The 23,253-nt window shown below is 28.8% G+C and carries 21 protein-coding genes; 1 reads left to right on the top strand and 20 read right to left on the bottom strand.

Annotated features, from left to right (window positions below; all coding sequences use genetic code 11):
* Window positions 1-3 precede the first annotated feature (3 nt).
* The 5 genes from spoVAC to C1715_RS08290 all read right to left on the bottom strand — a co-directional run bounded on the left by spoVAC (window position 4) and on the right by C1715_RS08290 (window position 4,224).
* Window positions 4-477, bottom strand: coding sequence for a stage V sporulation protein AC (spoVAC, locus tag C1715_RS08310; protein ID WP_102400049.1), 474 nt, complete (start codon window positions 475-477; stop codon window positions 4-6).
* Window positions 478-740: 263 nt separating this feature from the next.
* The gene (gene sigF, locus C1715_RS08305; protein WP_102400048.1) at window positions 741-1,499 is read right to left on the bottom strand and encodes an RNA polymerase sporulation sigma factor SigF; all 759 of its coding nucleotides are present in this window, start codon (window positions 1,497-1,499) and stop codon (window positions 741-743) included.
* A 9-nt stretch (window positions 1,500-1,508) separates the two neighbouring features.
* Window positions 1,509-1,940 (bottom strand): anti-sigma F factor, encoded by a 432-nt coding sequence (gene spoIIAB, locus C1715_RS08300; protein ID WP_102400047.1) that lies wholly within the window; start codon window positions 1,938-1,940, stop codon window positions 1,509-1,511.
* A 16-nt stretch (window positions 1,941-1,956) separates the two neighbouring features.
* Window positions 1,957-2,292, bottom strand: coding sequence for an anti-sigma F factor antagonist (gene spoIIAA, locus C1715_RS08295; protein ID WP_102400046.1), 336 nt, complete (start codon window positions 2,290-2,292; stop codon window positions 1,957-1,959).
* A gap of 192 nt (window positions 2,293-2,484) precedes the next feature.
* Complete coding sequence (locus tag C1715_RS08290) at window positions 2,485-4,224, bottom strand: Eco57I restriction-modification methylase domain-containing protein (protein WP_102400045.1); 1,740 nt, start codon at window positions 4,222-4,224, stop codon at window positions 2,485-2,487.
* Window positions 4,225-4,380: 156 nt separating this feature from the next.
* Here C1715_RS08290 and pdaA point away from each other — a divergent pair, with 156 nt between their 5' ends.
* Window positions 4,381-5,382: a delta-lactam-biosynthetic de-N-acetylase gene (gene pdaA / locus C1715_RS08285; RefSeq protein WP_102400044.1), complete on the top strand. Its 1,002-nt coding sequence runs from the start codon at window positions 4,381-4,383 to the stop codon at window positions 5,380-5,382.
* A gap of 306 nt (window positions 5,383-5,688) precedes the next feature.
* On the opposite strand, the gene C1715_RS08280 is transcribed toward pdaA, so the two are convergent.
* The 15 genes from C1715_RS08280 to C1715_RS08210 form a co-directional block, all read right to left on the bottom strand.
* Window positions 5,689-6,861, bottom strand: coding sequence for a CD0519/CD1768 family membrane protein (locus C1715_RS08280; protein WP_180964032.1), 1,173 nt, complete (start codon window positions 6,859-6,861; stop codon window positions 5,689-5,691).
* An 18-nt stretch (window positions 6,862-6,879) separates the two neighbouring features.
* Window positions 6,880-7,509, bottom strand: coding sequence for a cyclodeaminase/cyclohydrolase family protein (locus C1715_RS08275; RefSeq protein WP_102400043.1), 630 nt, complete (start codon window positions 7,507-7,509; stop codon window positions 6,880-6,882).
* A gap of 25 nt (window positions 7,510-7,534) precedes the next feature.
* A complete protein-coding gene (gene hutI, locus C1715_RS08270) occupies window positions 7,535-8,797 on the bottom strand; it encodes an imidazolonepropionase (protein WP_102400042.1) in 1,263 nt (420 codons plus the stop codon).
* 365 nt (window positions 8,798-9,162) lie between these two features.
* A complete protein-coding gene (gene ftcD, locus C1715_RS08265; RefSeq protein WP_102400041.1) occupies window positions 9,163-10,059 on the bottom strand; it encodes a glutamate formimidoyltransferase in 897 nt (298 codons plus the stop codon).
* Window positions 10,060-10,110: 51 nt separating this feature from the next.
* Window positions 10,111-11,634 carry a histidine ammonia-lyase gene (gene hutH, locus C1715_RS08260; protein ID WP_102400040.1) on the bottom strand — a complete coding sequence of 508 codons (1,524 nt, stop codon included), beginning with the start codon at window positions 11,632-11,634 and terminating at the stop codon, window positions 10,111-10,113.
* A gap of 136 nt (window positions 11,635-11,770) precedes the next feature.
* Window positions 11,771-12,637 carry a DMT family transporter gene (locus C1715_RS08255; protein WP_180964031.1) on the bottom strand — a complete coding sequence of 289 codons (867 nt, stop codon included), beginning with the start codon at window positions 12,635-12,637 and terminating at the stop codon, window positions 11,771-11,773.
* A 168-nt stretch (window positions 12,638-12,805) separates the two neighbouring features.
* Entirely contained in the window at window positions 12,806-14,248 is a 1,443-nt protein-coding gene (locus C1715_RS08250) for a lipopolysaccharide biosynthesis protein (protein WP_102400038.1), read from the bottom strand.
* 215 nt (window positions 14,249-14,463) lie between these two features.
* Window positions 14,464-15,012: a nitroreductase family protein gene (locus C1715_RS08245; RefSeq protein ID WP_102400037.1), complete on the bottom strand. Its 549-nt coding sequence runs from the start codon at window positions 15,010-15,012 to the stop codon at window positions 14,464-14,466.
* Between the two features lie 234 nt (window positions 15,013-15,246).
* On the bottom strand, window positions 15,247-16,386 hold the full coding sequence (locus C1715_RS08240; RefSeq protein ID WP_102400036.1) for a glycosyltransferase: 1,140 nt from the start codon (window positions 16,384-16,386) through the stop codon (window positions 15,247-15,249).
* Between the two features lie 15 nt (window positions 16,387-16,401).
* Entirely contained in the window at window positions 16,402-17,631 is a 1,230-nt protein-coding gene (locus C1715_RS08235) for a nucleotide sugar dehydrogenase (RefSeq protein ID WP_102400035.1), read from the bottom strand.
* Between the two features lie 62 nt (window positions 17,632-17,693).
* Complete coding sequence (locus tag C1715_RS08230) at window positions 17,694-18,968, bottom strand: glycosyltransferase (RefSeq protein ID WP_102400034.1); 1,275 nt, start codon at window positions 18,966-18,968, stop codon at window positions 17,694-17,696.
* Between the two features lie 22 nt (window positions 18,969-18,990).
* Complete coding sequence (locus tag C1715_RS08225) at window positions 18,991-19,707, bottom strand: WecB/TagA/CpsF family glycosyltransferase (protein WP_102400033.1); 717 nt, start codon at window positions 19,705-19,707, stop codon at window positions 18,991-18,993.
* Window positions 19,700-20,935, bottom strand: coding sequence for an O-antigen ligase family protein (locus C1715_RS08220; protein ID WP_102400032.1), 1,236 nt, complete (start codon window positions 20,933-20,935; stop codon window positions 19,700-19,702). Before C1715_RS08220 ends, C1715_RS08225 begins: the two co-directional genes overlap by 8 nt.
* Window positions 20,936-20,970: 35 nt before the next feature.
* Entirely contained in the window at window positions 20,971-21,633 is a 663-nt protein-coding gene (locus tag C1715_RS08215) for a sugar transferase (RefSeq protein WP_102400031.1), read from the bottom strand.
* 396 nt (window positions 21,634-22,029) lie between these two features.
* Complete coding sequence (locus C1715_RS08210; RefSeq protein WP_102400030.1) at window positions 22,030-23,253, bottom strand: glycosyltransferase family 4 protein; 1,224 nt, start codon at window positions 23,251-23,253, stop codon at window positions 22,030-22,032.

Raw genomic sequence — 23,253 nt, 5'->3', positions numbered from 1 at the left:
CACCTACTTAAAATAATTTATAAAATAATATATAATTCCTACAATTACAGAAGAACCTATGCCATATACCAATACTGGCCCCGCTATGGTGAACATTTTAGCGGCTACCCCAAATACAAAGCCCTCTTTTTTAAACTCCATAGCAGGAGAAACTATTGAATTAGAAAATCCTGTTATAGGAACTACTGTACCTGCTCCAGCATATTCCCCTAACTTATCATAAATACCAATACCTGTTAATAGAGCTCCTATAAATATCATTATTATAGATACCCAAGTTCCTATTTCCTCCTTGGGAAGCCCGAATCTTTCTAAATAATTATAAAAAAATTGCCCTATATCACAAATCAATCCTCCGATTACGAAAGCCCTTATACAATGCATTAACATATCAGATTTTGGATTTTCAATTTTTGATAACTCTTGAAATTTCTTTTTAACACTTTCTTCTTTCTTATTTTCTTCAACTTTACCCATATCTATCCTTCCCTTCTATGCAAAATGCTTATATAAAATTAATTATTTGTATATTATTGCTTTAATATTAGATTTCCATTTAATATAGAAGATAATAAGAGTATTATATTGACAACTATTATTTTAATATTACTACTCTTTCCACTTAATATATCCGTGTATAAGTTAAAAAAATGCAACTTTACTAATACTATTATTTGCAATATTATTTTTTTTAAACTTGCCTAGAAGCCAAAAAAAATAAGGTAACATATAATACCTTATTAAGATAACTTTTCTTTTAATATTTTTAATACTTTTTTCTCTATTCTAGAAACTTGTACTTGGCTTATTCCTAGCATTTTAGCAACTTCTACTTGAGTTCTATCTTTAAAATACCTAAGAATTATTATCTGCCTAGAACGTTTACTAAGTTCACCCAAAACTTCTTTAAGTACCAGCTTATCTAAAACATCCTTATCCTCTTCACCTTTTTCTCCTATCTTGTCTATAAGCATAACTGGTGAACCATCATCTTGATGGATTACATCATACAAATATTGAGGTTTAGTAGCAGATTCCATTGCAACTAAAATTTCCTCTTTATCCACCTGTGAATAATCTGAAAGTTCTTGTATAGTGGGCTCTCTTCCTAATTTTTTAGTTAACTTTTCTCTATCATAATGAATTTTTTGAGCTAATACTTTTACATTTCTACTTACTTTTATTATTCCATCATCTCTTATAAACCTTTTTATTTCTCCCATTATCATCGGAACTGCATAGGTAGAAAATTTAACATTAAACTCTAAGTTAAAATTATTTATAGCTTTAACTAATCCAATACAGCCTATTTGAAATATATCTTCATAATCATATCCTCTATTCATAAATCTTTTTGTTACAGCCGATACCAAAGGCAGGTTATTTTCTACAGCTTCATCTAAAGCTTTTTTATCACCCTTTTGAGCCAATCTTATAAGCTCATCATTATCCTCATAAATATTATCTTTTTTATTTTTATTTATATTATTATTTTCCATAAGCTTCACCTAACTTAAAGATCTGAAAACTTTTTTCATTATTACCTTGGTACCTTTTCCTTTTTCAGAATGTACTTCTAAAGAATCCATAAAGGTTTCCATAACAGTAAATCCCATACCGGACCTTTCCAAATCTGGTCTTGAAGTATATAGCGGCTGCATAGCTAACTCTAAATTTTCAATTCCTCTGCCTTCATCCATTACTATTACTGTAAATGAATTATCTTCTATAAATCCTTCTATTTTAACTATACCCTCCTTACTATTTTCGTATCCATGAATTATAGAATTTGTAACAGCTTCTGAAACAGCTGTTTTTATATCCGTTAGCTCCTCAATGGTAGGATCCAGCTGTGATACAAATGCTGATACTGCAACTCTAGCAAAACTTTCATTTTCTGATCTACTTAAAAATTCTATTTTCATCATATTATCCTGCATTATAATCCCTCCATAATTAAATATTATTTATCGCTTCTTCTATGCTATTGTACAAATTTATTATTTTAAACATGCCAGATAATTCAAATACTCTTTCAACAGCACCTGTTACATTCGCTACAAACACTTTTCCACCATTTCTATTAAGTTTTTTGTATCTACCAATGACCACTCCTATGCCAGAACTATCCATAAATGTTACCCCAGAAAAATCCATTATTAAATTATTTGCCTTCTCTACATCAATTCTATTATCCACTTTATTTCTAACTTCTTCAGCACTATGATGATCCAGCTCGCCCATCATATAAGCTATAACAGTATCTCCCACCTTATCGAATTTTAAATACATTTATACCCCTCCATACTTGTATATTTAAATGCAATTTTACAAATATTACACAAAAGTATATATTCTACATTCTATATTATTGATTATTTTCCTTCTTTTTCTATAAAAAACTTTTAAATAAAAAATAGTGTGCTCATTAGCACACCATTACTGATTCCATTTTTCGACTTAATTCGGTAGGTGACTGTCACCTTAATTTTCATTTATTACTGCTATTTCCTCTTCAGTAAATCCAAAAAAATCATATAGTTGATCTTCATTTTTAAACTTTTGCATAGTAGGTATGCATAATTTCATCAAATTATTAGGATAGTATTCATATATATCCTCACCAAGCTTTTTAGCAAAAGTTTTAAAATAAAACTCATATACTTTACTATTCAATAAAAATAGTAGATACTCATAGGTAAAAGGAACATTTTCCTTTAAGGTTAAACAATATATATCAGCACTAAAAAAACTACCAATATCTAAAGAGAATCTATTTTTATTAGACTTATACGGAAAAACTATCTTCTTACCTTCAAAAACCTCTGGCACCCTTCCCCACTGTAATTGATACCAATTTCTAATTCCCTTTTTACATTCTCTTCTATTCATAAGCTTATGTTTAAATTCACTTATATGTTTTATAGCATTAAGATACTCCTGTTCTTTATGTATAAAATCTGAATATATTAAATACTTTTCACTTTGTTCCACTTGAAATTTTTTAATATGACTACTTTTTATCCACGGTTTTACCAAATTAATTTCTATGTTTTCTCTTTCAATTTCTTCTTTTGTCACTACGAAAGCTTTATCACAACCAGTTATAATACCTTGGTAACTGTTACATATATTATTTAAATTTGTAAAACTTTTTTCTTCTATTTTACTTATTATTCTTCTTTCTTTGTCATCTCTTAAAATCCACCCTTTGTTATTAAGTAAATTCTTATTTAAATAAAATTTCTTATAAAAATTATCTTCACCATAAAAAAGAGATTGATAAAATCTTTTTTTATTTTTTCCAACACTTTCAATTGGTTTGATAACTTTTATATCATAGTCCGCAAGCTGCTTATTTTGTAAAAATATAATAAGTGGATCCACTCCCGCATTCTTAAAAGGCCTTATTCCATAAAAATCCACTATTCCTCTTATATAACACATTTCTCTTAAAACTTTTCTAAGTTCTTCTCCATTAGGAGACTCCAAAAAATATCTAGAAGTTATAAAACTTACCTTACCTTCCATCTCCAATATATCTAAAGCTTTCTTAAAAAAACAATAGGATATATCCCCCTTATCCTTATATATATCCTTATATTCTTCCTTTAACCTTTTGGAGTAACTCTTTTCTATACTCTTTGCTCCTATGTATGGTGGATTTCCTAAAATAACTCCAAATTTTAAATCCACATTATCCATTAAAAAATCCTTACTATCTATATTCTCTACTATCACATTAGTTAAATGAAACATATCTATTGTTAGTATTTTCAAGGCTTCCTTATCTATATCATAGCCAAATAAATTATATTTTAAAATATGCTCATTTATAGTATGAATTTTTAAATTCATATTGTGTTTTTTATTTATAGTCAATAGGTTTCTATTATATATTTCCTTTAAATAAAAAAAACATGGTATAAGTATATTCCCAGAGCCACAAGCAGGGTCTAATATTTTTAAAAATGGATTATTTACTATGTCACTTTCATCTATAGTTTTTCGTATTATAAACTGAGATATTTCTTTAGGGGTATAAACAACTCCACTAATTTTATTTTTAATTAGCGCTCTACTATAGATATGTCCAAAATTTTCTTCTTTGCCTAATTTTAGTTTTTTTCTATAGTAATCCACTGCTTGTATTTTATATAATATATCTATAGGCTGCAGTATTATCTTATATATTTCGTCTATACACTTTACCAAATTTTCCATGCCTATTCCTTCTCCTTATAAAAGCTTTATTAATAATTTTCTATATAATATCAAATACTATAAGTACATTTTAAGTTCAATAAATTTATTGTTTAATGTATACTTAGTTTAAATGAACTTATAAAAGTATATCATATATTAGGGGTGATTTAAAATATGAAAAAGAGATTTATTTCTATTTGTATCATATCCACATTAATTTTATCTCTCTGCAGTTGTAAAGGTAATGTATCTTCAAAGAATGCTTCTAACAAACAAGCTAATAATGTTCTAGAAGATAAAATAACCGAAAACAATATCAATGAAAAAAATGAAGAGGATAAATCTTCTACTGATAATAAAGATAAAGATTACAATACCTCAGTAGAAACCACTAATCCTTCTAAAAAAGATAATAAAACAGAAGAAAATAAACCTCAAGAAGATTCCTCTAAGAATCTCAGCTTAAAAGAGCTTAACTGGTACTTCCTGCCTAGAAAGGATGAAATTCCACCTAGATGTATAGAAGAAGGGGCTCCTATAATACAAAAATATGATGCTTATTATTTAGGAGATACTTCACAAAAAGTTATATACCTTACCTTTGATGAAGGATATGAAAATGGCTATTCTGCAAAAATACTGGATGTACTTAAGAAATGTAATGTTAAAGCCGCTTTCTTTGTAACCACTCCTTATATAAATTCTAATAAGGAACTTATTAAAAGAATGGTAAAAGAAGGTCACTTAGTATGCAATCACTCTACTACTCATCCATCTATGGCCTCTATAAAAGATGAAGAAAAGTTCAAAAAAGAGTTTTTTGAATGTGAAAAAGCATTTAAAGACTTAACGGGAAAAGATATGCCTAAATATTTTAGACCACCTATGGGAAAATTTAGTGAACTTTCTCTAAAACGTACAAAAGATTTAGGTTACAAAACTATATTTTGGAGCTTCGCCTATAGAGATTGGGAACCAGCTTCTCAGCCTTCCCATGAATTAGCTAAAAAAACTATAGTTGAAAGGGTTCACCCAGGAGCTGTATATCTTCTACATGCAGTTTCAAAAACCAATACAGAAGTACTTGGCGATGTAATAGAAGACTTAAAGGCTAAAGGCTATACATTTAAATCTTTGGATGAACTTCCTAGTCAATCACAAATTTCTAATCCTTAATACTAATCACCAATATACAAGACTCATTACCTTATACTCAGCATTCAATATTGGTAATTCAACTTTGGCACATAAAGTTCAAGCTCTATATTAGATTAATAAGGGTTTTAAATTTAAAATTTTATATTTTTATTTTTCAACTGCGAAAGTTGAATTAGTGACTAACTAATATTTAGTGTAAATAATAAAGTTCAAATATAAAATAACAAAAAAAATTAAAAAGGAGGTTTGCAACGCAAACCTTCTTTTTAACTTTTAATTACCTCTTACCTCTTACCTCTTACTTCTTACTTCTTAACTCTTAACTTAAAATATTAACACATAGAGAAAATGTGCCACCGTACCTGCACAAAGCCCTCCTATGGTGTGACTTAATATAGCTTTTCCTGTAATTTCTCTACAACCTAAGCTATCCATCATAGCTACATGAGTACTTAAATATCCGCTCCAACACATACCCATAGCTGTAAATACTGCTATTTCATTTCCACCTATTAAGTTGTTTTTAAGAAGTTCTGGTACTAAACCTATAGCTGCACCTACCGCTCCCAATGCTGTAACTGGAAAAGCTATAGCTTGTGAATTTTTAAATCCTAGTAATGGATTAATTATAAACGACAACTTGTCTCCTATCCATGGAAGTACAGGGACTCCCTCATATGCAGCTCCAGTATACCCGGCTGCTGAAGGTCCCTTGGTTAGCATAAGTACAAAGGTACAAATAATAAGCACTCCTGGTATTACTGCCATACCCATTTCAACTCCTGATTTTCCACCTTCTAGCATAGCTTCTAAAAATCTTTTTCCAACACTACCTTCTCTTATTCCTCTATAATTAAGTATATTTACACCATCTGTAATATTCATTTCTATAGAAACATCTTCCTGTCCATATTGCTTTTTAGTAAAATGGAGCATTATCCTTACACTTATTATACTTCCTGCAAATGCTCCTAAATTTCCTATCAAAGCTGGTCCTATAAAACTTTCTCCTATAGGCGATTTTTGGGCTATCATATATGTAGTAACTATAAGTCCCATTCCAAAGGCTGTGCCCAAATTAGTTAAGGCTGGAATTTGATATTTTTTAAAGTATCTCTTAAATCCTTCATCCTGTGCTAATGTTATTATAGCTGGATTATCTGATAAATAAGTAGTTACAATACCTAACGTTGCAGCACCTGGCAAATCATATATTGGTTTCATAAGAGGTGATAATATCTTATTAACTATAGAAACCACTCCAAACTCCGATAAAAGAGCTGCAATTGACCCTGCTAATACTGCTATCCCCATTATATAAAATACCGTATTTAAAAGTAAGTCGTGAGCTGTATTCATAAGAGTATTAAACATATTAACTACTCCCATTTTATGTCCTAAAAGGTAAAAAAACAAAATAAATAGTCCAATAAACACTATTCCTTCTAAACTTATGGCTTTTTTGTATCCTTTGTTATTTTTTATTTTCTTTTCCATGATACTTTTCCTCCGATATTAAGATTGAACTATACCGTTTACAATTTTCATTATTTCATCCTTCTCTTTTTCACTAGCCATCATTATTTCATCACATCTGTTACTTATTTTTTCCCTATACTCTTCATCACTTATACTGGATAAATTAATTCTTACATTTAATATAGCTCCTTGCACTGAGGTACTAGCTAAAAGGCATGCTACTCCAGCATCTGTAATAGCATTTTTATTACCATATTTACAAGCAATTAATATATGTTCATAAGTATCTAATGCTTTCTCTGCCACTTCTAATGGTACCAAAACAGCCTCTTTGTATGCTTCTTGTATTTTTTCATTTCTAATTTTTTTATTTTCTTCCGTATCCTTAGGCAATTTAAATCCTTCCATTACCTTCATAAATGCTTCTGTATCCTTGTCCATAAGTTTTAAAAACTCTTCTTTTCGAACACTAACTTTTTCTAATGATTCTTTTATAGTGTCTTGAATGTGTTTTTCATAATTACTAAACATTTTTTTACCTACTGTTAAATTAAACACCATACTGCCCAATCCATTAGCCAAACTACCACATAGTGCTGAAATGCTACCGCCACCTGGTGCTGGCGAATTTGAGCTTAGTTCTTCGATAAAATCTTTTAGCTCCATATCCTATCTTCCCCCTAAATAAATTTTACATATATGAAATTTTACCATCCTCAACTACTATTTTACCATCTTTTATAACCTTGTCTATAGCATTTACACCAAAATGATAAATTAAATACTCTAAATTTTTAGAATTGAATATACATATATCAGCATTCTTACCTTTTTCTATACTTCCTATGGTTTTTTCTTTGTTTATAGCACAAGCTGCATTTATAGTCATAGCATTTATTATCTCTGCTGGAAGCATTCCCATGCCAAAGCATGCAAAAGTCATAACCTGCTGCATAGATTCTGTAGGAGAAGTACCTGGATTACAATCTGTAGCTAAAGCCACCGGAACTCCTTTTTCTATCATTTCTCTTCCCCTTGCAAAATTTTTAAGCATTAGATAGAAGGAGGTGCATGGTAGTAGTACTGCAACTACTCCGCTCTGGGCTAAAGCCTTTATTCCCTCATCAGAAGCTGCCACCAAATGTTCAGCAGAAGTAGCTTTTATTTTTCCTGCTAGCTCTGCTCCACCTATAGATTCAACCTCATCAGCATGTATTTTTATTTTCAATCCCTTTGAATGTCCATAAGTTAAAATATCCTCTGCTTCTTCTACAGTATAAACTCCCTCTTCGCAGAAGCAATCTATAAATTCTGCCAAATTATTCTCTACTACATAAGGAATTATTTCTTCCTTCATTAGCTTAATATATCCTTCTCTATTTTCTTTATATTCCTCAGGAATTGCATGAGCACCTAAGTAAGTAGATACTACATCCATAGGATGATTTTGGTTCAATTTTTTATTTACTTCAAGCATTTTTATTTCCCCATTAAAATCTAAAGCATATCCTGATTTACTTTCCACAGTGGTAGTACCATGTAATAACATTAAATCCAGTCTTCTTTTAGACTGTTCATAGAGTTCTTCTAACGCCGCTTCTCTAGTAGCTCTAACAGTACTTAGTATCCCTCCGCCATTTTTTAATATCTCTATATAACTTACTTTTTGTAATTTTAATGGTAGTTCTTTTTCTCTAGATCCTGCATAAACCACATGAGTATGTGGATCCACAAGCCCTGGAGTAACAGTTTTTCCCGTTCCATCTATAACATTACACTGTTCTTTTAAGTATTTGCTATAGCCTTCTCCCTGTCCTACTTCTAATATTTTTTCTTTCTCTATAACTACATATCCATTTTCTATAACCTTAGCATCCTTCATTTCAGCCTTAATTTTTCTATAACTTCCCGCACAAGTAACTAAAGAATCTATGTTTTTTATAATAGTATACAAATTACCTACCTCCTTTTATTTAGCCCCCAAACACTAGCACTCTAGCACTCTAGCCCACTATTTCCTAGCCCTCTGGCACACTAGCCCACTAAAAAACTCCCAGCCTCTAGTCCCCAATCCCCTAACACAAGGTTACTGACGACTGATCCACTGGGGATTAATTAGGTACATGAAAATAAATAACAAATGAAAGATGCTAGTATATTTTATGTCAGACAAGGAAGCAGGTTCCGTAGCTAGTAGGAACTATCTGCGGGTTCTGCTGACGCAAAATAGACTAGCATACTGACTTGTTATTTATTTGAATGTGCCTTAGTCTAATATTTTAACTTACTATAATTCTACCTCACCGGCTAGCTTGCAGATTATTCCCAAATTCTAGTTTCTAAAACTTGTTCTGTTGAGAAATTCTCAAATTGTAGATAATATTCTGCTGTTTGGAATATAGCTCCCATTGGTATTAAGCCAATTACTTCACTACCAATTACATTAACACCATATCTTCTAGCTTCCATTTTTACCATTTCAAAAACTCTGTATAATGCTGTTTTCTGATAGTCCACTACATTTATTGATACTTGAGCCATATTTCTGTCTTCTATTTTAACACCTAGTGCCTTAACATATCTAAGTCCTCCACCTAAATGTCTTATAACCTTAGCTATTTTATCAGCTATTTCAACATTATCTGTATCTAAGTTTATATTGTAAGCTATAAGTGGAACTCTAGCTCCTATAGCCACACAGCCACCTTTTTCATTTACTTCACATGGACCATAATCCGGTTTCCAATTAGCATCTTTTATTTTTTCGAAGAATCCTTCATACTGTCCCTTTCTTACTGTTGCTAAATTTTCTCTTCCTTTACTTGAAGCTGCCTTTTCATATAGGTACACAGGTATGTTAAATTTCTCTCCAATAGTTTTTCCAACCCTATTGGCTATTTCTATACATTCCTCCATAGTCACTCCAGTTATAGGTACAAAAGGCACTACATCTAAAGCTCCCATTCTTGGATGTTCTCCCTTATGATTTCTCATATCTATGTTCTCATAAACCTTTTCAGCCATATTTACCATGGCTTTTTCCACTGCTTCTGGAGTTCCAATAAATGTTACAACACTTCTATTATGGCTTGCATCTGATGAGTAGTCTAATAGTTTAGCTCCCTCTGTCTTTCTTACAGCATCCACTATCTTTTCTACTACTTCCTTATTTCTACCCTCACTAAAATTTGGTATACATTCAACTAATCTAGCCATATGTGAATCCTCCTTATAATTTATATATTTTAGCCAAAGGCTAATTTAAATCTAATACAAAACTTCAACTTTATCCTCTACTGCTTTTAAAATTTCTCCACTGCTTACTAACTCGGTACATTTATCTAATTCTTTATACATAACTATATCGTTTTCTATAAAGTCTATATGCTTTCTTACACATTCATAAGCTTCTTTAGTTCCTTTTCCTAAAGTAAATCCTTCTCTAAAATCTATAGCTTGGCAAGCTGCTAAAATTTCAGTAGCTAGTACTCTTTGAGCATGTTTTAATATTTCTCTGCTCTTTCTTGCAGCTATAGTTCCCATACTAACATGATCCTCTTGATTTGCAGAAGATGGAATTGAATCTACAGATGCTGGATGAGCTAATACTTTATTTTCTGAAACAAGAGCCGCTGCTGCATATTGAGTTATCATAAATCCTGAATTTAATCCGCCATGTTTTACAAGGAATGGTGGTAAATCATTTAATTGATAGTTTATAAGTCTTTCAAGCCTTCTTTCTGATATATTGGCTATTTCAGATACAGCTATTCCTAAGAAGTCAAAACTTAATGCCATAGGTTGTCCATGGAAGTTTCCTCCTGAAATTACATCCCCTTCTCTTGTAACTATAGGATTATCTGTAACAGAATTTATTTCTATTTCAACTCTTTCTTTTACGTAATTTACAGCATCTTTACTAGCTCCATGAACTTGAGGTGCACATCTTAAAGTATAAGCATCTTGAACTCTTACTTCCCCCTGTCTTGTTACAAAGGTACTTCCTTCTGTTAAGTTCAAAAGATTTTTTGCAGTATTGATTTGTCCCGCATGTGGTCTTACCACATGTAGCCTTAAATCATAAGCATCTGTTATGCCTCTTAATGCCTCTGCTGATAATGCACATGCTATATCTGCTGTTTTTATAAGATTTATTGCATCGTATAAAGATATAGCTCCAACGCCAGTCATTACTGGAGTACCATTAATAAGAGCAAGTCCTTCTTTTGCCACTAAATCAATAGTTTCTATACCTGCTTTCTCCATTGCAACTTTTCCTGGAAGTATTTCTCCCTTATATTCAGCTTCTCCTTCTCCTAACATTGGTAAAACCATATGTGCAAGTGGTGCTAAGTCTCCAGAAGCTCCTAATGAACCTTTTTCAGGAATTACAGGATGGACTCCCTTATTAAGCATATCTATAAGTGTATTTAATGTTTCTAGTCTTATACCTGAATATCCCTTTGCTAGAGCGTTTATTCTTAAAAGCATTATAGCTCTTACTACTTCTGTAGAAAAACTTTCTCCAAAGCCACAAGCATGTGATATAATCAAATTCCTTTGAAGTGTTTTACAATCATCTTGAGTTATGCTAACTTCTGAAAACTTTCCAAATCCTGTAGTAACACCATATACAACCTTTTCTTTTTCTACAATATCATCAATTATTTTTCTTGAGTCTAATATTTTTCCTTTTGCTTCTTCTTCTAATTCTATTTCATAATTCTCCCTAGATACTTTTATAACTTCTTGTAAAGTCAATATGTTACCGTTTATTTTTATCTTTTCCATGTTTCCCTTACCCCCAGTATTATATTATTTTTCAAATTATTAATACTATTCTATATTTTTTCTCTTAAACCTCTATTTCTGCCCGTCTTAATATTCTGAATTTATTCAATATACTATCGCTTTAATTTGATGAAATTTATTTTGATAGAATAATTACACCTATTATTACAAATAAACTTCCTAGAGCAGTATTAAATGTAAAGCTCTCATTTAATATAATTACTCCTAGTATTAAACTAACTATAGGCTCTAATGTACTCAATATGGCAGCCTTTGATGGCCCTACTATTTTTACACCATTTATAAAAGTTATAAGGGCTATTACTGTAGATATAAGAGAAAGAGCTACTATATACACAAAACTAACAAAATTTATTTTCAAATTTATATCTCCATAAGAAAATCCTATTAAGAAAATAAACAATCCAGCAATAAAAGAAATATACTCTGTCATTACATAATTATTTATATCTTTAACGTACTTATGAGATACTCCTATCACATATATAGAGAAAAATATGGCTGATAAAAATGCTAAAATTATACCTGTTACATTTAAATTGGCCGATTTGTTGAACACCAAAAAACACAAACCTATAAAGCACATTATTAAAGATATTAACTTTTTTCTATTCATCTTATTCTTATATATAATAGAATCTAGTATGGTGACTATAGCAGGATATGTATACAATATCATAGTAGCTAGTCCAACAGATATGTATTTGTAAGATGAAAATAAAGTTACTGCTGTAAGTGCATAACCCAGTATGGATACGATACTTATAATTAAAAATCCCTTTAAGCTCACCTTTAAACTTACTCTTTTAAAAATAGTATAAATAGATAATATTATACCCGCAAACAAAAACCTATAAAAAAGAAGGCTATAAGTACTCACCCCTTGAGCATAAACAAACTTTGTAATTATAGGCATTACTCCAAAAGCCGAAGCAGATATTACAAGATAAAAAATCCCCTTAAATTTTTCATTTTTAAACATAATTCCACCCATTCCCTACAATTATTCTTTTCCTCCACAATTGTATCATGTTTTGGAAATTATGTCTTAAAAATGTACATAATTTTCAGTTTTCTCTTATACAAAAAATTAAACTCTCAAGAACTACTATAATTAGTAAATTTCATTGACAGTTTAATTTTTTATATATTAATTTTTAATTTTTATAAACTTAACATTAACTAAAACAGACTTAGCATATTTTAAAATATCTCGTATATACTTTCTATTTACAAATAATATTAATATAACAATTATAATATTTATAATCACATTATTTAATCTAATACTTGCAGCAGCTAATATTACCATCATAATTGAATTAACAGCATAAAAACCTAAATCAAATTTAAACCATAGTCTTCTAGAAATTAATGTTCTCATCCAAAAAAACACCAAATATGATATTCCTGTTGAAATAGAAGCTCCCATGGCTCCAAATTTAGGTACCAGTATAAAATTACCAATATAATTAGTAACTGCTGATACCAAAGATATTATAATATTATATGAAGTTTTTCTAGAAAAAGATATACCTAAAGTGGTAGTCTCAGATACAGTATACATTATAGGCAAGAATAACAAAAATGGAACTATTATATTTGCACTAGCGTATTTAGGTGAGAGTATTTTTATAATTATGTCTTTAAATAGTACTATAAAGGAGAATAGTACTACCATTATACTCATAACCATATCACTTACTTTCATATACTTTTCATTAGGCACCTTATCTTTATACCACCTAAATGCAGTAGGTGTCCAAAATGTGCAAAATGCCTGTTGTATTATTCCAAGTACCATAACGATTTTAAAAGCTGCTGAGTACAACCCTATTTCATTAAATGTACCCCATTGCCTTAATGCTATCCTATCCATAGAACTAAAGAACCAACTTATTATAGTTGCTGGAACTAATGGTAAACCAAATTTGAATAATTTCTTTATAAGTTTTTTATTGATATTAAATCTCGTCTTCCAAACATTTCTTAAAAAATAAGTTTCAAATACACACAAAACTACTAAACTTATAAAATTTGAATTTATAATTCCCTTAAAACTTTTATCAATAAATAATAAATATGGAATCATTATAAAAAGTACTAAAAGTTTACTTAATATATTAAATAAAGAATATATCTTAGCTTTTTCTTCCATTCTTAAAGTTAAAAGATTAAATCTATCTATTACAGCAAAAGGAAGGGAAAATGCAAGAATATTTATTGTATACTTTTCTACTGAATCAAACATCAAAATAGATATAGGTTTATAAAAAACTATATATATGATTCCAAGTATAAAAGAAAAAATTAATGGAACTATCAAAGAATTCCAAAACAAATTACTCTTATTCTCCTGCTCATTATATTCTCTTACAAATGATTGGTCTAATCCTAAAAATATAAAAAGAGAACTTATAGAATACCCCATAGTATACATTGCAGATTTACCGAAATCATCCGGTGACACCAAATAACTAGTAATTGGTACTATTAAAAAGCTTAATATAGCAGAAACTATGGGACCAACGGAAAACCCCGCAAATTTTTTTAGAAAACTATTAATTCCTTCTTTTTCACTGCCTGTCTCCATAAGGTTCCTCCAAATCTAAATTATAATTATAAAATACTTATTCTTTGATTATACCATACAAATTATATATCTATTTAGTCCTAAAGTCCAATATTTATATGCTTTTTACAATCTATTAACTATATAAGCCTTTACAAATAATTTTTAAGTATTAAATACAAAAACACAACATACACTTTAAAATAAAGTGTTGTCGTGTTCATTTTTAAAATCTACTATTTACTTTCTGTATATGGTTGCTGCCATGAATTAGTAAATACATATTCTCTTACATCTTTCTTTTGATAATGCTTTTTATCTTGTTGTATTTCACCTACAGGAGTCATAGCAACTACTCTATAATTACTTGGTACATTCAAAATGCTTTTTACGCTGTTTTCATCAAAAGCACCTATCCAGCAAGTTCCATAGCCCTCGTTAGCTGCTGCTAATATAAAGTGCTCCATTGCTATAGCACTATCTACTAAATAGTATTGTTGATTGTTTACTACACCAGACATATTAGGATCTGCTACAATAACACAAACTACTGGTGCTCTTTGCATTGATTTAGCTGTATCATCAGTATTATTTTTAACCGTGGATGCTAACTGTGATTTTGTAGTATCATTATCCACTATTATAATTTTGTATGACGTATTATTTTTCCAAGAAGGTGCCATCATAGCTGCATTTATCATTCTATCCAGCTTACTCCTATCTATAGGTGTACTATTAAATTCCTTTATACTAGTTCTATTTTCTATAACTGAATAAAAATCCATATAACCACACTCCTATTTCTTTGTATTAACTTTAGTATGTGTGGTTAGTATTTTATTATTCTAATAATTAAACCACAAAAAGGTACAATATGGTGGAATTATGAAATTTCTCCTCCATGACTTGCATAAAAGCTCGGAACAATAAATTTAATTTAAATAGTTCCTTCGCTTCTTATGCAAGTCATTCCAGAGAAATTTCATAATTCAAGTAATATAATGCTTTTTGTGGGTTAATCATAATACTTCTTTATATGCTTTAATTATATTTTTAACTATATTTTGTTTAGAATACTTATTTTCACAATTGTTTCTAATAATTTCTGAATCATAACTAGAATAATTTTTCATAACTTCTAACATGGCATTTGATAGCTTTTCTTCGTCATCAATTGGAACAATCAATCCATTTTCGCTATTTATTATTCCATTAGCACCACCATTATAGGTACCTATTATAGGTTTCCCACAAGCTAATGCTTCAACATAAACCACACCAAAAGTTTCATGTCTAGATGCTAATACAAAGCAATCACATTTATTCATCTGTGCTACTACTTCTTTTCTTGTTAGTGCCCCTAAGAACTCTACTTTATCACTTATATTTAAATTATTACTCAGTTCCTTTAACTGCTTTTTTTGACTGCCATCTCCACCTATTACCAATTTAGCATTAATATTTTTAAATTTTTTAGCAAAGGATTTTATAAGTGTATCCATTCCCTTTTCCCCTTCTAGAAAAGCTAATGAAAAAAAAGTAAATTCACTATTTTTTTCTAATTTCATGGGTTTAAATAATTCTAAGTTTACTAAATTAGGAATGACCTCTACTTCATTTCTTTTTGTTAAATCACACAACTCTTCTTTTAACCCTTCACCAACTGCAATTAATTTAGAAGCATTTTTGTAAGAATTCACAACATACTTTTTGTAGCTTGGCTTCAAATATTTACTATAGGTTATAGAAGAATGCTCAGTTATAATTAAAGGAATATTATATTTACCACTTATATATTCTGCACTTATGCCTCCCCATAGTGATGAATGAGCATGAATTAAATCTATTTTGCCTTCTCTTTCTGAAATCAATTTATACAATTTCTCTAATCTTTTATTAAAAAACATAAACATAAGAGGATTTTTAGGTAAATAATTATAGTTTTTATATCTATAGGTTTTTAATCCGTCTTCATTTTGTATACTAATACCTTTTTTCTCGTTTATTTTTCCCAATAACGTTAAAGGCCATATTTCATTAAAAGCTACAGTTACTTTAACTCCATGCTCAGCTAAAGCTTGTGCTTGTTCTTTAAAAAAACTACCATGAACCTTATTTCTAGGTGTAGAATACCATGAAGGTACAAACATAACATGCATTTAACTTCATTCCTTTTAAAGTTTATATAATTTCTTTGATTTTTGTATAACATTTCTAGTGTCATATACAATTTTGTCTTTCAATAACTCTTGATTATGCTTTATTTCATCGTGCCCAACTAACACCACTACTATTTCTAATCCTTCTAAAAATTTTTCTAAATTCATAACTTGAAAATCAACTTTTACCTTCTTAACCATAGGATCATACACTTTATATCCTCTAATATTACGTTTCTTAAGTTGCTTAATAAGTTGTAGTGTTGGACTCTGTCTTGTGTCGTCTACATTTTCTTTATATGTAATACCGTAGAACCCAACTTTCTCGAAATCATATATGTGATTTTCTTTCATAATTTCCATTGTTTTGTTTAGCACATATTCAGGCATAGAATCATTTTGTTCCCTGGCAGATAAAATTATTTTAGTTATATCAGGATAATCTCCTACCAAAAACCATGGATCTACAGAAATACAATGTCCCCCAACTCCTGGACCAGGGGTTAATATATTGACTCTTGGATGCATATTAGCAATTTTTATAAGTTCATAAACATCTATATTTTCCTTGTAACATATTTTAACTAATTCATTTGCAAAAGCTATATTAATGTCTCTATAAGTATTTTCTACTACTTTAGACATTTCCGCCACTTTAATACTAGTAACAACTATGTCCCCTTTACAAAAGGATTTATACCAAGACTTAACTTCTTCTCCTATACTTTTTTCATCTGCCCCTATAGTTCTTGAATTATTAAGTAATTCATAAACCATTTTACCAGGTATTATTCTCTCTGGAGCATGAACAATATGTATATCCTTTCCTAGCTCAAATCCTTTTTCAATAACTAAAGGTTTTACATACTTATCAATAGTCCCTGGGGATATGGTAGATTCAATAACTAATATAGTACCTTTCTTACATACCTCTAATACACTTTTAGTTGCCGTTACTAAATAACTTACATCTATTTTTTTACTATCCTCCATATAAGGAGTAGGTACTGTTATAATATACTTATCAGTGGAACAATATTCATTAGAAAATCTTACCCCTTTATTTATAGCTTGTTCAAAAATTAAATCTAACCCTTCTTCTTTAAAAGTAAGCTCCCCTTTATTTAATTTATCTACTAATTCTATATTCAGATCTGTTCCTACAGCCTCTATTCCATGAGATGCAAACATTAATAATGTAGGCAATCCAATATATCCTAAACCTATAATATTTAATACTCCCATCGTATTACCTCATTTCTATTATTATTACAACATATAATCACTAATATATAATAATCCTAAAATTAATTTTCTTCAATAATTTCTATTAACTTTTCAACTATATTCTTCCACTCATAATTTAAATCTCTATCTGCAATTATTTCTTCCTTATTTTCTTGTGCTATACTTTTTAAAGTATTATGTATATCAATCTCACTATTATTAATGCATATACATTTATCATTATTTTCAACCAATTCTTTTATTGGATCGGATTCATCTCCATAAATAACTACTATTTTAGCTTTAGTGCCAAAATAATCATATATTTTAGCTGGAATTTGTTTAGAATTTTTATTCCCAAATAACAATAATACTTCTGAATTAACCATATACTCTACAACTTTATCATAGGAAATACGTCCATTAACCGTTACCACATCAATATTATCTAAATCATTTTTTATAGCCTCATCATCTATATTTCCAAAAAACAATATGTTTAGCTTTTTATATAAATCTATATCATTGGATTTTAATTTATTTAACGCATTGATAAAAGGCTTTAAATCCCTCAACTTAGAAAAAATCTCTCCCGCATATAAAAAATTAATTTTATCCTTCTGTATAAGTTTAGGAGGATCTTTTTCTTCAATTTTTGTATAAAATTCCAAATCAAATCCCCTTGAAACTATATTTGTCTTTTCATCTGGAATGTTATACGTGTTTATATAATCAATCCTATTAGGCTCCGTTACAAATAAAAATTTATCACTTAACCTAACTACTTTTTTTTCTAACTTTTTCTCTATCAATCTTTTTAACCAAAAACTATTTTCTCTCGTAGAATCTTTTAACCACGGATCACTCCAATAACTTATCCATTTTACATTTTTAAACTTTTTCTTTATGTAATAAGCGCATATATGTGATGAGGGAGGTTCATGCATTGAAAAAATCACATCAAACTTTTCCTTCTCCATAAGGTTTATTCCAAATTTAGCAGCTTTATTAGCCCATCTTATATACATATCTGGTGTAGCTAAATAATTTTTAATCCTTCTTAAAAATTTATTTTTCCTACTCTTTTTAATATTTTTTGATACATTACTAGTTGACTTTCTGGGCATAAATTTATTAAATATTATTCCACCATCTATTAAATGTACTTTAACCTCAGGAGCTATCATACCGGCTAAATTTTCATCATAATATATGGAATCTTTAGGAAAATTCACAGTCAATAAATGTACTTTATACCCACTTGTATTAGATATTTTATTTAAATACTGTAATGTCCTTATAGCTGCTGAATTATTTATAAATGGTGCATAACAAGCTATAAATAATATATTCATACGTCCCTCCTCAGTTGTATAATTATTTACTCTTTACAACTTCTAATAAAAATTTAGGAATACTGCCTAATCGCTTAATTCTATATGGTTCTTTTATTGTTCTATAAAGCCATTCTAATCCTAAATCTATCATCCATTTAGGAGCTCTCTTAGTTTTTTCCCCTATGACATCAAAGCTTCCCCCAACTCCCATAAAAATTGTAGCTGGAATCTTATTCATGTATTTAATAATAAAATTTTCCTGTTTAGGACAACCCAATGCAATAAACACTGCATAAGGTTCTTTACTAATGATATCATTTACTATCTCTGCTTCATCTTCTGAATTAAAGTATCCATTTCTAAATCCAACTATATTTAATTTAGGAAGCTCATTACTTATATTTTGAACACATGCATCTAAATTTTCTTGGGATGCTCCTAAAAAATAAACCCCTTTATTTTCTTTTTCACATTCCTTTAAAATATTTTTCATTAAATCTATACCTGCTATTTTTCCTCTAACAGGATTTTTTATTATCTTAGATGCTAATACTGTCCCAATGCCATCAGGTATTATTAAACTATTTTCCGAGGTAAAGCTATTATATAACTCAGGTTTTTTTAATCCGCTATATAGGATATCTGGGTTCCCTGAAATTATATTAATCTTGTTGAAATTATTAATATACTGCATTAAATCATTAATATCATTTTTAAAAATATTATAACCTAATAAATTAATGAATTTATCACTCATTTAACATCTTCCTTTGATAAAAATTTATTATTCCTAATATAATAAACATAGTAGTCATTATTTTAGGTATATCATAAAAACAATCTATTAAATTCATAACTTGAAATATAAAAAATGAAATTCCTAAGGCTTTTACAATATAATATTGTCTTGTCCCTTTGATCCCTTTTAAAGATTGTCTAATTGTTTTTAAAGAAAACAATAAAAACATTATGAACATTATAGTTCCCGGTATTCCTAATTCACATTGGATTTTTAAAAATATATTATGTGGGTGTTTAGGAATGTAACTAGAACGTATTTGTAACTGTTTAGGATACTTACTGACATACTTAGTATAGGCTGTCATATAATTGTTATACCCAACTCCTAAAATACTATTGTCCTTTATAATATATCTAGCTGTTTTCCATATCTTTATTCTAGACTCATTTTGATCTCTATTAAAAACTTGCGTTATTCTATTTCTGCTAATAGGTATTATACACAACATAGTCACTAATATTAAAGCAACTATCGTAAATTTTTTATTATAAAATATAGCAAATATACCTATTCCTAATATAAGAGCTAATAATGCATTTCTAGAACCGCAAAATATTATTGAAAATAACATAATTAAAGATATGATTCCACAAATAAATTTTTCTTTCTTTCCTTTAACTACAAAAATCAAAGTTAAACTTATGAAAATAAAAAATATAATATATGCACCTAAATTATTAGAATTTTGAAGAAATGATGCTATTCTTATTTCCCCTTTATTATGTAGGAAATAGCGCATATTTATATATTCATAAACTGCTCCACAACTTATAAATGTAGTAACACTTAAAATAAGTATAGTATAAAAATTTATTATTTTCTTATTATCATTCATATAGGAAACTATAAAAAATATAAAAATATAAATTGTAAATCTTATACTATGAGTAATTGCAACTCTCTTATCTAAAGCATATATACTTGAAAAATACATAACTATATTTAGTCCTATAAGTGACCAAGCCAATGGTGATTTAAAAAATTCTTCAACATTAGAAAATATTTTTTTCCTTATAGATTTATTTAAAATTATCCCTAATAGAGTAATAAATATTAAAACATAAATAATATAATCTGATTTAAAAGCTATTTTGCCTATTTTATTTTCAATAGGAATTAAAGGATAAATAATAACGTATATAATAAATAACATGTTTGTTAAATAAACATATGCCCTTTTCATAATAACAAAATCTCCTTTTTAAAATAAAGTCATTTCTAATATGCTCCTTCTTTTTTTAAAACAGAAGCTATTGTTTTAAAAAAGATTTCTATGTCATATATTACAGAGAAATTTTGTATATATTTCAAATCATAATAAATAGTTTTTCCAAGCTCTATTTCTCCTCTTCCACTAATCTGTGCAAGTCCAGTTATGCCTGGAGTAACTAAAAGCCTTTGAGCATATTCCTTTGGATAATACTTAACTACATCTGGTATTTCCGGTCTAGGCCCAACTAAGCTCATATTTCCAATAAGTACATTAAAAAGCTGTGGAAGTTCATCTAAACTTGTCTTTCTTAAAAAAGCACCTACTTTTGTTATTCTATTATCACTTTTACTTTGGAAAACAAAATTTTCAATATTAGATGGATCTATTTCTAACTCCCTTTTCTTTTCTGCATTTACTATCATAGTCCTAAATTTATAAATTACAAACTCTTTATTATCTTTACCTACTCTAACTTGCTTAAATAAGGCTGGTCCTTTTGAATCTAACTTTATAGCTAAATATATAATTAAATAAACTGGAAACAATATAGTTATACCTATTAAAGATAATATAAAATCCAGTATTCTCTTAATAGCAAAACTTAGTCTTTTAGATTTTAATTTATCTATATCTATAATTATTTTATCATATTTATTATCTTTATCCATATGTATACATCCTTTCATGTTGAATAGGCGCCCTTATTATTATCATTACTTATTTAATCATAGTTATTTTAACATAAATATACTCAAATAAGTATATGAATTTTTAATAACATTTAATTAATAATACCTTCTTCCCTCATTATTATAAATATTATCACCACTAAGAACAATAATATAACATTTTATAGTTATTAAGCTATAAAAACAAATTATCAAAATTTGCTTTTTAAATACAAGTTCTTCATAAACAATTCCTACAGCTATTACACTTTAAAATAAGCATGTAATATTAATTACATGCCTATAATCCTAAAAGTATATATTGCTTTTAGTAAGTTGAGTTTCTAATTAGCAACTTAGCACCCCTAAAAATATATTCAATAAATTTTAAATTAATTAATCAACTAATTTTAGTAATATATTTTCTAACTTTCTGCTAATAGATTCTCTTGAATAATTATCTATTACATATTTCCTACCATTATAACCTAAATTATCTCTCAATTCTTTATCATTATATAACTTTAGAATTGCATCAGCAATTTCTTTATGATTTTCTGGTTCCACTACTATACCTGCTTTTGCACTATTTATAAGTTTTTCTGCTTCACCTTCTACAGCCAATACTATAGGTAGCTCTGATGCTAAAGCTTCAAACATCTTGGATGGCAATGCCCCTTTAAATATATCTAACTTCTTAAGAGGTATAATAGTAGCATCCATAGAAGCTATTATTTTAGGCATATTAGTTTTAGGCTGAATTGGTAAAAAACTAACATTTTTTAGACCTTTTTCTTTAACTATGTCAATAAGCTTATTTTTTTCTGGTCCATCCCCTATAAATACAATTTGTATACCTTCATGTTCTTTTATAATTTCTGCTGCATTTATTATAACTTCCAATCCTTGAGCCAAACCGTGTATTCCTGCATAACATAGTGCAAATTTAGCATCTATGCCTATTTCTTTTCTAAAATTTTCATCTCTATTTTCTTTTTTGAAAAACTCAGTATCCACTCCATTAGTTATAAGATGAACTTTGTTTTTATCAAAACCTCTATTCACTATGTTATCAACAATCCCACGTGTTTGTCCTGTCACAGCTGATGCTTTTTTATAACAAAATTCTTCTAACCATGTAGAAGCTTTAATAAGTGCTTTATTATGTAATACATCTAATTTAACTGCAGATTCTGGCCATAAGTCTGATACATTAAATACAAATTTAGCCTTCTTCTTTTTAGATAATACATAACCTGACCATCCTAAAAATAATGGTGGAGATTCTGTTATTAGAACATCTTGCTTTTCAATATACTTTGCTCCTGTAAATACAGATGAAAATGTAAAAGAAAGATAATTTCTAAGTCTTTTAGTAAAAGATTTTTCCTTAGTAGCGTAAATACTGGTACGAACTATTTTAATTCCGTCCATTTCTTCTCTAACTACTTTTTTACCCTTGTATTCATCAAATATTTCCCCCTTAGGATAATTAGGCATTGCAGTTAAAATAGTAACTTCATGTCCAAACTTCTTTAACCGTTTTGCAAGCTCAAATATTCTATTTTGTGGCGCACCAACTTCTGGTGGACAATATTGAGTTAAAAAAAGTATTTTCAT

This window comes from Haloimpatiens massiliensis (genome assembly GCF_900184255.1).
Classification (GTDB): Bacteria; Bacillota; Clostridia; order Clostridiales; family Clostridiaceae; genus Haloimpatiens; species Haloimpatiens massiliensis.
Note: the sequence above shows the minus strand (reverse complement) of the source record. Positions and strands in the feature narration are given on the sequence as shown.